We start from the raw sequence: 12,524 nt of genomic DNA, 5'->3' as shown, positions 1-12,524 counted from the left end.
GTCTGTGCGTTAATTAACTTCTATATTGTTATCGACATTGCTGGCGTCAATATTGTCGTCGTTAATATTGTATAAACCCGTCGACAAATAACGATCGCCGCGATCACAGACAATAAAGGCAATGACAGCATCAGGGTTTTCTTTAGCGACTTGTACGGCAGCCCATGCTGCAGCACCTGATGAAACGCCCGCGAAAATACCTTCGGTTTTGGCCAGTTTGCGCATATAAACTTCTGCGATACGCTGATCCACATCCATGATTTCATCAATCAAATCTGCGTTAAAGATACCCGGCATGTAAGCTGCAGGCCAGCGGCGAATACCAGCAATCGAAGCTTCTTCATCAGGCTGTAGTCCGATGATTTTGATATCTGGATTTTGTTCTTTGAGGTATTGCGATACACCGGTAATAGTACCAGTGGTGCCCATTGAGCTAATAAAATGAGTGATTTTACCTTCGGTTTGCGCCCACAGTTCAGGCCCTGTGGTCAGGTAATGGGCTTGACTGTTATCAGGGTTATTAAACTGATCTAATACGATGCCTTTGCCATCTGCTTGCATTTGCAGCGCCAAATCGCGTGCAGCTTCCATGCCTTCATCCACCTCGATTAACGTCGCACCATACGCAATCATGGCGTCTTTGCGCTCTTGAGTTGAATTGGTTGGCATCAGTAGCGTTATCGGATAGCCACGCATCGCGGCGACCATGGCTAAAGCAATACCAGTGTTGCCACTCGTGGCTTCAATCAGCATGTCGCCCGCTTTGATGTCACCGCGCTGTTCTGCCTGATAAATCATATTAAACGCAGGACGATCTTTAACAGAACCCGCTGGATTGTTACCTTCAAGCTTGGCCAGTAACGCAGCACCATTGGTCAGCTGCTCTTGCTCAGGTAAGCGCTGCAATTTAACCAATGGCGTCTGACCGACGCAATCAGCAAGTTTGGTGACTTGAGTAATGAAATTAGAGTTGGAGATAGCCGTTGCGGACATAAAGTATCCTTGTTAATTTTTAAAATTGATTTTTAATTACCGTTTATTTTTTAATTATCATTTTGATTTTTGAATAAATATCTTGATACGGCTGCTATTGAGTGAAGTGAGTAATTTGATCGTTAATGATATTTCTACCGCTTTAACCAAATAGCAATAAATGAAAAGTTGCGTCATTATATCATTTTGTTTTTAGCTACGCTGAAGGCATCAAGAGATTTTGGTAAATGAGTGGTGTTTAAAAAGGGCTGGACAGTTAAAATACCTTTGCGTCATAGCCACTCACCATGATCAATGAAATGCGTTATAGTTATGGCAATATTATATAGGTACGGCAAGAACAAGAATCACTAAATTTATCATGGGTAGGAAGTTATCATTTTTGAAATGACGATAGCTTTGAAATGAGCACAGCCCCTAAAAAAATATGATTGGCTAACACCGCTTACCGCCGCTATTGATTCATAGTGCAATTTTCTGTAGAGAGTAAAGCTAGCATGGCATACAAAAAACGTTTTGATACTAGCAGTGCGTATGGCCAGTTGATTATATTGGTGTTTCTACCCATTTGTATCTTGGCAGCGGTGGGCGGTATTTTGGTCTTTTATGAGACCATGCGTGCCAGCAATTCCGAACAAGAAGTATTGGCGGAGGCGGTGCTGATTCGTTATACCCCAGCGATTGCAGAGCTAATCCCTGAGCTGTTAGCGCAAGAGCGCCAGCAAGCAGGCGGCGAACCCAATTCTGATGGCGAAGTCAGAGCAAATGATGCCACTCAAACGACCATCACGAAGCTTGAGGAAATCCAAGATAAACTGGGTCGTATGCAGTCCGAGCAACATGTACAGCGTATTGCGATCATCAATGAAAGCAATCAAGTGCTCGCCGCAGTCGGCTATGGACTGAACGAAGCATGGCCTGTAATAGACACAACAGAGAAGTTTTTATCGCAGCAACCAACACCTATTGGAACCGCTTATGGCAGTGTGTTAGGGGAGTTTGAAGGACAAAAACTGTGGCTGCTCGTCGATATGGACAATGAACCACTCTATATCGCCCGCTACCGTATCGCCATGGCATTAGTGATTACTGGCTTGTTCACTATTTTGATTTTATTGCTGAGTTTAAATATTTATTCAAAGCGCTGGATAGCACCAATTTATGAGCTACGTTTGCAGTTGCAGCGTACCCATGTTGACAATCTGTATCAGCCTATTCCCGTTGAGTCAGATGGTGAGCTGAACTTATTACAGCAAGATTTGGTCAAAACGCTACGCCGCTTGCATAGGAGCTTTCAGGAATTAAAAGACCATGCCGAGCAAACCGAGGATGATTTGCGCCTTGCTTTTGATGAGATGGAAATGCAAAACATCTCTATTCGTAATGCACGTGATGCGGCAATTTCAACCAGCCAAGCCAAATCGGCATTTTTGGCCAATATTAGCCACGAGCTGCGCACGCCATTAAACAGTATCGATGGCTTTATCAATTTGCTGGCAAGGCATGGCGAATTGAACCCTGAACAAGATTTGTACGTGCAAACCATACGTAAGTCATCAGCACACTTGCTTGCCTTGGTTAACGATGTTTTGGATTTCTCTAAGATTGAAGCGGGCAAGCTTGTACTTGATCGTCATGAGTTTGACCTTTATGACACCATTTATGACGTGGTCGATATGCTTTCGCCTGTATCCGCAGAAAAAGGTCTGCGCATGGCGGTGCTGTTTTATAATGATGTACCGATGCGTATTAATGGCGACGCCCTGCGCCTCAAGCAAGTATTGACCAATATCGTCGGCAATGCGATTAAATTTACCGACAGTGGTGATGTGGTAGTGCGTGTCAGCTTGGATGATCATCGTGATAATTATCTCATGATCAGTGTGCAAGACAGCGGTAAGGGCATCTCTTTAGCCGATCAAAAGATGCTGTTCCAAAGCTTTAGCCAAGGCGACCCTTCAATCACTCGTCAGTATGGCGGCACAGGGTTGGGGCTCGTTATCTCCAAGCAATTAACGCGGCTGATGGGCGGTGATATTGGCTTTCATGATAATGCTCAAGAGAATATTGCCAATCAGGGCGCAACGTTTTGGTTTCGGATGCCAGCACATGTCGATGTATTGGAAGCGGCTACAGGACAGACGATTGAGCTACCGGTCTTGGCTCCATTGGCGAGTGAGACCGATGAGTTTAATGTATTGGTATGGATCAATCATACCGCCTCTATCCAAGTGCTCAAAGCCAGCTTGCAATATTTGCCGATTAAATTGACCCAAGCCAACTCCTTACCGGGCGTACTTGAGTCATTAAAAGAGCATGGTAATTATTGGGATTGGGTCATCGTCGATGATGATACCCAAGACGATATGATGGCATTACTCAAACAAATTCGTCTGCATTATCAAGGTAAGCTTGCGGTATTTGGCTATCAAGTTGCTGCCGATCAAGCATTATTAAATCGTTATCATGCCAATATTTTGTATGAGCCTTTAGACAAAAGACAGCTTTATGCCATGCTCGACACCCAAAACCGCAGTACCAAAAAAAGCGTGCAAGAACCGCGCTGGACAGGGGTGACGGTTCTGGCAGTCGACGATCATCTGCCCAATTTGTTGGTGCTCGATGCATTGCTCAGTGAGCTTGGTATTCAGGTCATCACAGCGAGTAGTGGTTTTGACGCCATAGAAATTATCAGTAAACAACAAACCAAAAATATTAAAACCACAAAGAATGATAAGCAAAGTCTGTCGAATAAAACGCAAATCTCTAAAGCTGAAACGCGCGATGAGGTAAACAAAAAATCAAATAGTACGCTTTATGAAGAGATGAATACCGACGATAAAGTCGCTACTCAGGATAAAGGCCATATTGATCTAATATTCATGGACATCCAAATGCCGCGTATGTCAGGGCATGAAGCCGCAAGACAAATTCGTAATATTGAAAATGATGATAGCCGTATCCCGATTATTGCATTGACTGCCCATGGTTTGGCTGATGAGCGAGACAAACTGATCGCCAGTGGCATTAATGACTATGTAGGTAAACCCATTAGCCAGCCTCAGTTGTTACAAGTGCTGCAAAAATGGCTTGGACGTACAACGACAATGCCGCAGTTAACAGCGTTGCCTGATACCAATATGGACAGTACTGATGTGCAGACCTTCGATTTATCAAAAGAGAATTCACACTCTACCAACTCACAAAATGGGGAGGCTGAAACGTATTCAACGTGGCCATCAGACTCTACAACTATTGCCTATCTTATGGTGAAAGGGGATGAAAATAACCGTCATAGCGGTTCTAATACAATCAATCAGCCAAAAATAACGCGTCCTTTATCATTGAAGAAAATTCGTGATAACTACTTGCGAGACAGCCAACCACGCGAGGATTATAGACGCGAAACACCGCGTGACACCCAGCCACGCTATGAGAACTTGCGCTTACATAAACAAGGACAGTCGCCACTATTAAAGCCATCGGAAACACCGATAAATAGTGCTCACGATGGAGTGGCAACGCCTACAGATTCACACACATATGCGCAAGAAACAAAGGGTTGGGACAGCAGTCACCACCATTTAAGCCATCACTCTTTGGGGGCTAACGAAGGTGATGGCTTTGCTATTTTAGATTGGCAAGACGCGTTGACCCGCTCAGCGAATAAGCCCGACTTGGCAGCCAAGCTTATCATTATGATGCTTGATACTATCAATGATGAAAAGCAGGCACTGACGCAAGCGTGGGACGCCCGTGATCGCAGTATGCTAGCGCAAATTGCCCATCGCATCTTAGGCGGCAGTCGTTATACTGGTGTGCCGCAATTACGTCAGGCCAGTCAAGACCTAGAAGATAAGTGCTTGCTGAATGTCCAACACACCACCCCTGCGCAGTTTGCCATGCTTGAGCCATATTATGCCACATTAATAACAGCGTTAAATAACTTGCAGGCGCTGGATTTGTCAGCTTATCCTCAGCTCAATTATCATCGTTTGAGTGAAAATGATATGACGTGGAAAATGATTTAGAAATGATGGTTTTATGACATAAATGGTGAATCGAATCGTTGCAGTCAGTTATTGATGAGGTAGCGTCGTAACAAGGCTGTTAATATTGTTGTCATCAGCTTTAGACGTATCGGCATCATATTTAGATGCCATTTCTATTTTATTCATGAATAAGGATTGTTATGAACGCGATTGCCACTTACCAATATGAAACCTTACAAGTTAGTATGACCGACAATATACTCACGGTAACCTTAAATCGCCCACACAAAAAAAATGCCATGAGCTTTAAAGTGGTGAAAGAGTTGATTGCTGTCGCAGAACGCATTGGTAAAGATAAAACGATACGTGCGGTGATTTTAAATGGTGCTGAAGGCACGTTTTGTGCGGGCATCGACTTAGGTGATTTAAATCATCCAAAAAATCAAGCGTTCGCCGTTTGGGAGCTGGTAAAGCCATGGCAGAGCTCATTCCAACGTGTTTGTCTGGTATGGCGCGACGTGCCTGTACCGGTCATTGCCGTACTAGAAGGCTATTGTATCGGTGCAGGGCTTCAGCTAGCGCTGGCTTGCGATGTGCGTATCAGTCATCCAGATTGCAAACTGTCTATTATGGAAGCTAAGTGGGGACTGGTACCAGACATGGGTTTGACGCAATCGGCGTTTGGCGTGGTACGTGAAGATGTGCTAAAAGAGCTTGCCATGAGTGCGCGTATCGTGACTGCCAGTGAGGGCAAAGCATTGGGTCTTGTCAGCCATTGCAATGAAGCGCCACTTGAGCAGGCGCAAAAGCTCGCTGCTGAATTTGCAGAGCGCTCTCCTGATGCGGTGTTGGCAAGTAAGCGGGTGGTCAATGCTATGTTCCAGCAGCCAGCCACTACTTTATATAAAGAAAAAGTATGGCAGCTTAAAATGATGCTCGGTCGTAATCGCAAGCTTGCGTTAAGAAAAGCCAAGCAAGCCAGTACGGCATTTGGCAAGCGCCAGTTCCGCTAAATATCTTTTACTAATTATGCCGCTACGCTGACGCTCAGACCTATTTTGACAAATTATTGTGATTGTTTTTAGTTGTTATTGTTTGTTTTATTAACGTCATGCCTCTATTGAAATGTGAGTGGATAGTACGATATAACACTGTCCACTTGCGCCGCTGTATGCAAATGTGCACTAATGGTGGCAATGACCCTTGTTTTCAGTATTGAGTAAAGACTAAATATTAAAGACAATGGAAGCCTGAATAATACAATAACAATCACTAGGGTGTATTGAACCTTCATGACGATTCAATACACTCTATATAAAATGGTCTGAATATGTCTGCTCCAAAATCCTCTCTACCCAATCGACCCATTGCTTCTGAGCGCGTACGCTCTGCTGATTTGCCTGTTGCATGGATTATGATGCTTGGACTTATCGTGGCAGTGGGGCCATTGTCTATTGATATGTATCTGCCTGCATTACCATCGATGGCAGATGACTTTGGCGTATCTACAGCCTTTATGGCCAATTCTGTTCCTGCCTATTTTTTAGGCTTGGTATTTGGCCAGCTATTTTATGGTCCATTTAGTGATCGTGTCGGTCGTGTTAAGCCTTTATATATCGGTATGACGCTATATGTCATCGCCTCCATTGTTTGTGCGACTACTAATAACGAGTATGTATTGTTTGTTGGACGGACGATGCAAGCGCTTGGTGCCTGTGTCGGCGCGGTGGTCACTCGTGCCGCGATTCGCGATCGATTGACTGCTAAGCAAACCGCAAAAGCCTTTTCTATTATGATTTTGGTGATGGGTTTAGCGCCGATATTAGCCCCATCGCTTGGTGCGCTATTTCTACAGTTTTTTAGCTGGCACTCTATTTTTTGGTTTTTGGCTGCTTTTGGCACGTTGAATTTATTACTCACAAAGTTTTTCTTCTTTGAAACGTTGACGGAAGAAAATCGTAATGTACGTCCTGCAAGAGAAATACTGAGTCAATACTGGGACTTATTAAAAGACCCGACGTTCAATTATCCAGCGATTGGTGGCGGCCTGCTGATGGGGGCGATGTTTGTTTATATCAGTTCAGCCTCTGAGCTGATTATGGATACCTATGGGGTATCCGCAACCCACTTCGCTTGGCTATTTGGGATGAATGCTGCTGGTTTTGTGGGTTTGACTCAGCTGAATCAGTGGCTTACCAATCGCTTTCGTATTTTGAGTATTTTGCGCTTTGGTGCGATGATGCAGGTTATTTCTGCAGGCGTGCTATTTATCATAGGTCTATTTTTGGGTACTGATGCTTGGCTTCCACTGGTACTGGCTTGTATTTTCTTCTGTATCGCAGGCTTAGGTCTTACTCAGCCAAATGCTTCTGCTATTGCGCTGGCCTTTCAAAAACGCCGAGCGGGCATGGCAAGTGCGCTACAAGGCTCGCTCATGTTTTCAGTTGGTATCTTTGGTGGATTATTGTTAAACTTATTTCCAGTTAATCCTGTACTCAAAATTGGTATTGCGATGTTCGCTTTAATGAGTCTTGGCTGTTTTTTAATTTGGCAGATAGATCGTAATTTAAATCTGGACGATGCGGAGTAAGCCATAGACTTTATAAGTCTTGCACTAGCATCTTAAAAGGCGTTCTTAAAAGGCATTCTTACATTGATTATGTAGGGATGCTTTTTTGTGCTTTTTATTTTATTTTCTGCCTAAAACTGTGCATAAAACAAGACCATATTACAAGTTTTTAGTCATATGGGTAGACTTATGTACGCCCTTAATATCCTTTATTTGCCATATATAACAAATTGTGGTTAATAACCAAACATAATTATTGCAATCGCAAAGGTAGGCAAGTATTATCCACGTAACTTTTTGTAAGTAAATATTGTGAAGATATTACCTAACCTTTCTAAATTGTCATTTATTGATATATATAACGTAAAGTTTAAAGGATGAATTATGAAGCAATTATATAAACTATTGCCAATTGTATTTAGTATAGGACTGTTTGGCTGCGGTAACTCTTCCACTCAAGAAAATGCCAATTCGACTGGGACGCCAGTAACAGAAAATAAAGATAATTTTGTCAGTAATTTGCCTGATACGGCACCAGTTATTAAGGTCGGTACCGAAGCAAATTACGCACCTTATGAATTTAAAGATGAATATGGAAATGTAATTGGATTCGATGTGGAACTCATGCAATATATTGGTGAAAACCAAGGGTTTAAAGTTGAAGTCTATAATGATACTTGGGAACAATTATTTGGTAATTTAGATAATAAAAGTCGGGATATGGTAGCAGCAGGTTTAACTTATAGCAGCGAGCGTGCCAATAAATATTTGCTTTCTGACGCCTATGCACCTCTTCCTACTAGCCTTGTATACTTAGAAGACTCATTAGATATTAAGTCGTTAAATGATCTTAGTAATTTAAGGGTTGGTGTATTGAGTAACTCAGAGCCTTATGAGTATTTTTTACAAGGTAAATACACTGTAGGTTCTTTAGAACAATATCCGACAACATTTGCAGCAGTGGAAGCTATGGCACAAGACAAGGTCGATACAGTTGTAGATGATTCGGGTGTACTCCGCTATACCTTAAATGACTTGCCAAGCCTAAAACCGCAATATTTCGATTACGAAAATATTAGAGCAGATGGTGCTCGCAAAGTTTTTCTTATTGATAAAAGCCAACCTGATTTGTTGAAAAAAGTAAACGCAGGACTGAATGAATTAAAAGAAAATGGTACTTATGCAAAACTAACTACTAAATGGTTCGGAACAGATTTAACTAAAGCGTCATTGCAGCAGCAACAGATATTGAAAAACACTCAAGGGCAGTAGTTATAGAACACATTATCTTTAAATAAACAGTAAATATTAATTTATCTATACATTAAAAGGAATATGCTATGACTGTTTCGACTCAAAACGCTAACTCCCGTTATCGTGGTTTGATTCTGTCGATTGCTGCCTTCTTGGCATTGATTGGGATACTGCTTGCCTTTACGTTTTATACTTCAAGTGTTCTCGAGCGAAATACTACGTTAGTAAATATATCTAATAAAACTGCTAATAATGCTCAGGCTATTATTAAGGATTTGTTCGACTTACAAAGTAGTGTAGGCGAGCATATCAATTCTCCTCATCAAAAGCGAGTGAGAGAAAGACTAGAGAGTAATACTCAAGAGATTAATCAATTGCTCACTAGTATGCGAGAAGGTTCAGAATATATTGATGATGCTGGTAATGCTTATCAGATCCCAAATATCACGACAGCGACTGAAGTTGCTGCTTTAGAAGAAGCGCAGCAAGACTGGGATAAACTAAAGCCACTTATCGCAACTTATCTTGAGGGCGCTAGTGATATTCGAGTAGATTCTTCGGATGAACTGGCATTGGCTTATGAACAAGCTAAAACATCTAGCCTACGTATGAATGATGCTTTAGATAGACTAACTAGTGAAGTTTATAGCGAAACCGAACGCCAAGCGACGACCATTCGTCTTATTCAGGTACTTGGTGTTGCCGCCATCTTTACCTACTTTCTAATTTTTGTATTCTTCTTTGTACGTCGTTTACGTGAAACCGATGCTGAAGCGTTCGCTGCTCGTCGCGAGACGCAAGAGATTATGGAAACGGTAAATACGGGTCTATTCTTGCTTGATAAAGACTTGAATATTGGTCAGCAGCATTCTCGCGCACTGAATGATATTATCGGTGAGGACAGATTGTCAGGAGAGAACTTTACTAACGTTTTACGTGGGCGTATTTCTGATAAAGATCTGAAAACCACACAGCAATTTATTGAGCAGCTTTACAATCCACGCGTTAAAGAAAAATTGGTAGATTCTCTGAATCCGCTGCACAAAGTCATGCTACACAACAACGCTGGTGATAAAGCACAGAATAATCGCTTCTTAGACTTCAAGTTCTCACGTGTTTATGACAACAAAGACATTGCCCGTATTTTGGTCAACGTCAACGATGTATCAGATGCCGTATATTTAGAGCAGCGTCTAGAAAAAGAGCGTTCGCAAAACGACATGCAGATTGAGATGCTCACCACTATCTTGAATGTAAATCCTAAAATTATTAATGAGTTTATTGATAATACGCAGATGCACATTGAGAAAATGAACAATATCTTGAAAAATCCTGGTAGCTCACAATACGAGCTTGAGGGCAAACTAAAAGCCATTTACCGCGAAATGCATAGCTTAAAAGGTGAAGCTTCTGCGCTAAAACTGCATAGTTTTACCAAGATTGCCTCAGATGCGGAAGACAAACTGCACGCATTGCAAAACCAAGGTCAATTATCTGGTAACGATTTCTTGCCATTGGCCGTACATTTGGATGACTTATTAAGCCTATCAAATACCATCGCGACCTTGGGTGAGCGCATTAACCGTTCAGCACCAGCGACTGCACCAACTGCAAATGGGTTAGATGACAATAGTGCTCAAAACAGTATGTCAAAAACGGTGGCGACTGACAGTCAGACATCAAATCCTTCAACCAGTATCATAGATACTGATATCGGTCAGGATATCGACCTAGGTAATGAAGCACCTGATGATCATTTGTCTTTTTATAAAGCATTTGCAAAAGATATTGCCGCAAGACAAGGCAAGCAAGTAGAGCTAAAGAGTAATACGCTGATGCAAGCGGACATACCAGCACATCTAGTAAAGCCGATTAAAGAGATTAGCATTCAACTACTACGTAATGCCGTGGTGCATGGCATTGAAGCGCCAAGTGTTCGTCATTCGATTGGTAAGACTGCGGTTGGGACGATTGATTTAGAACTAAAAGACAACGGCTCAGATTTCATGCTGATGGTGCAAGACGATGGTCAAGGTATTGATTATGATAGCATTCGTGCCAAGTTAAGCAGTGACGGTCGTTTTAGTACAGAAGAAGCCAGTCAGCTCAGTCAAAGCGAGCTGCTCAAACAACTGTTTTCTTCGGGTTTCTCTACTAAAGAACATGCAGATGAAGATGGCGGACGCGGTGTCGGTCTCGATATCATTAAAGCAAAAGTAAAAGATTATGATGGCAAGCTTAACGTAAACAGCGAATTTGGTCAGATGACACGGTTTGTTATTACTTTACCAAAAGCTTAATTAGAAACAGCAGGTATATTGTCAAGGATGACAAGCACTTCATTAAAGGTAATAGATCAGTTATGCATAAGTTAATGATTGTTGATGATTCAAATATTATTAGAAATCGTATTCAACGCGCGTACGATTCAGGGCAGTTTATGTTGGTTGCGACGGCAACCAGTGGCGTCCAAGCCATTGAAAAGTTCAATGTCCATCGTCCTGATGTAATCACTATGGACTTGACCATGCCACAAATGGACGGACTTGAATGCATTGAGAAAATCATTGCGATTGACCCTGAAGTACGCATTTTAGTGGTGTCAGCACTGTCTGATAAAGCCACTGGCATTGAAGCATTGTCGTTGGGTGCCAGCGGATTTTTGTGCAAGCCTTTTTCAGAAGAAGAGCTTGTAGAGTCTTTGTATGAGCTAATGCAAGACTAAACCATTCAACGACTTAAGTAGATGTCATTATGAAAGAACAAAAGCTACAGATTTTTTTAAGTATTATTAGTAACTATTTTAATCAGTTTGGGGGCGAGGAGCTTGTCGCTGACACCCCATATCTGTTAGAGAACAAACAGCCAAAAGTCCATGATTATACGGGTGTGATCGGTATATCGGGTGGACAAAAGGGCGTGGTGTATTTTTCGGCAACCCGTCAGTTATTGTCCGCTATACTGGATAGCATGGGTGAAACGGATAAAAGCGATGAAAACTACATCGATTTGGCTGGTGAAGTGGCCAATACAATCGCTGGTAACGCGCGTAAAGAGTTTGGCTCAGAGTTCCATATTTCTGTGCCGTTTGTATTTAAAGGCTCTCCACAAAGTATTGTGTTGCCGAATGATGAGCGTTCTTTTATCATTCCCATCACTTGGAACTCGCAGATAGGCGAGATTGTGGTCTGTTTGCAGGATTAACGTTGCTGCCACCGCGTCATAAAGATGGATATTAATATATTATGGTTAAAGTAGAAAAATTGGGTGTGTTTCTGAGCTCAATCAATGCATTTTTTGCACAAATTGATGGCTCGGAAGTATCCATTGATACCCCTTATTTAAATCATAACAAGAGTGCCGTTGGTTATGATTATAGCGGCGTTATCGAGATATCAGGGCCTCTTGAAGGCTGTGTGTATGTGAGTGCACCAAGCGTGATGTTACGAGAAGTCATAAAAGTGATGGGCGAGCCTGACTCATCGATCACGATGATGAAGGATCTGCTCGGTGAGATGGCGAACACTATCTCTGGCAATGCTCGTACTGAGTTTGGCTCAGAGTTTATTATCTCGCCGCCGCATATTGTTGAGAGCGCACCAAGCGTGTCTTATTTGCCAAAAGATCGCCAAAGTTACGTCACACCATTTACGTGGCGTGGGTATAAAGCGGTCATTGGTATCTGTATCGCTTAATCTACAGCTGCTCATTTATTC

General features: G+C 42.3%; 9 protein-coding genes. 8 read left to right on the top strand and 1 reads right to left on the bottom strand.

The genetic code is table 11. The annotated features are described in order from the left end of the window. Nucleotides 1–9: 9 nt before the first annotated feature. Nucleotides 10–993, bottom strand: a complete 984-nt coding sequence (gene cysM, locus JMX82_RS05405) for a cysteine synthase CysM (RefSeq protein WP_201539777.1) — start codon at nucleotides 991–993, stop codon at nucleotides 10–12. A gap of 497 nt (nucleotides 994–1,490) precedes the next feature. Here cysM and JMX82_RS05400 point away from each other — a divergent pair, with 497 nt between their 5' ends. The 8 genes from JMX82_RS05400 to JMX82_RS05365 all read left to right on the top strand — a co-directional run bounded on the left by JMX82_RS05400 (nucleotide 1,491) and on the right by JMX82_RS05365 (nucleotide 12,503). Continuing rightward, entirely contained in the window at nucleotides 1,491–5,024 is a 3,534-nt protein-coding gene (locus JMX82_RS05400; RefSeq protein ID WP_201539776.1) for an ATP-binding protein, read from the top strand. Nucleotides 5,025–5,185: 161 nt separating this feature from the next. Then, a complete protein-coding gene (locus tag JMX82_RS05395) occupies nucleotides 5,186–5,998 on the top strand; it encodes a crotonase/enoyl-CoA hydratase family protein (RefSeq protein WP_045453705.1) in 813 nt (270 codons plus the stop codon). 317 nt (nucleotides 5,999–6,315) lie between these two features. Further along, complete coding sequence (locus JMX82_RS05390; RefSeq protein ID WP_201539775.1) at nucleotides 6,316–7,575, top strand: multidrug effflux MFS transporter; 1,260 nt, start codon at nucleotides 6,316–6,318, stop codon at nucleotides 7,573–7,575. Between the two features lie 363 nt (nucleotides 7,576–7,938). Beyond that, nucleotides 7,939–8,826: a substrate-binding periplasmic protein gene (locus tag JMX82_RS05385; protein WP_201539774.1), complete on the top strand. Its 888-nt coding sequence runs from the start codon at nucleotides 7,939–7,941 to the stop codon at nucleotides 8,824–8,826. 68 nt (nucleotides 8,827–8,894) lie between these two features. After that, nucleotides 8,895–11,108 carry an ATP-binding protein gene (locus JMX82_RS05380; RefSeq protein ID WP_201539773.1) on the top strand — a complete coding sequence of 738 codons (2,214 nt, stop codon included), beginning with the start codon at nucleotides 8,895–8,897 and terminating at the stop codon, nucleotides 11,106–11,108. Between the two features lie 62 nt (nucleotides 11,109–11,170). After that, complete coding sequence (locus JMX82_RS05375; RefSeq protein WP_045443633.1) at nucleotides 11,171–11,533, top strand: response regulator; 363 nt, start codon at nucleotides 11,171–11,173, stop codon at nucleotides 11,531–11,533. Nucleotides 11,534–11,562: 29 nt separating this feature from the next. Then, complete coding sequence (locus JMX82_RS05370; protein WP_045443636.1) at nucleotides 11,563–12,012, top strand: chemotaxis protein CheX; 450 nt, start codon at nucleotides 11,563–11,565, stop codon at nucleotides 12,010–12,012. 41 nt (nucleotides 12,013–12,053) lie between these two features. After that, nucleotides 12,054–12,503: a chemotaxis protein CheX gene (locus JMX82_RS05365; RefSeq protein ID WP_045443639.1), complete on the top strand. Its 450-nt coding sequence runs from the start codon at nucleotides 12,054–12,056 to the stop codon at nucleotides 12,501–12,503. Nucleotides 12,504–12,524 lie beyond the last annotated feature (21 nt).

It is taken from the genome of Psychrobacter sp. 1044 (assembly GCF_904846525.1).
GTDB lineage: Bacteria > Pseudomonadota > Gammaproteobacteria > Pseudomonadales > Moraxellaceae > Psychrobacter.
Note: the sequence above shows the minus strand (reverse complement) of the source record. Positions and strands in the feature narration are given on the sequence as shown.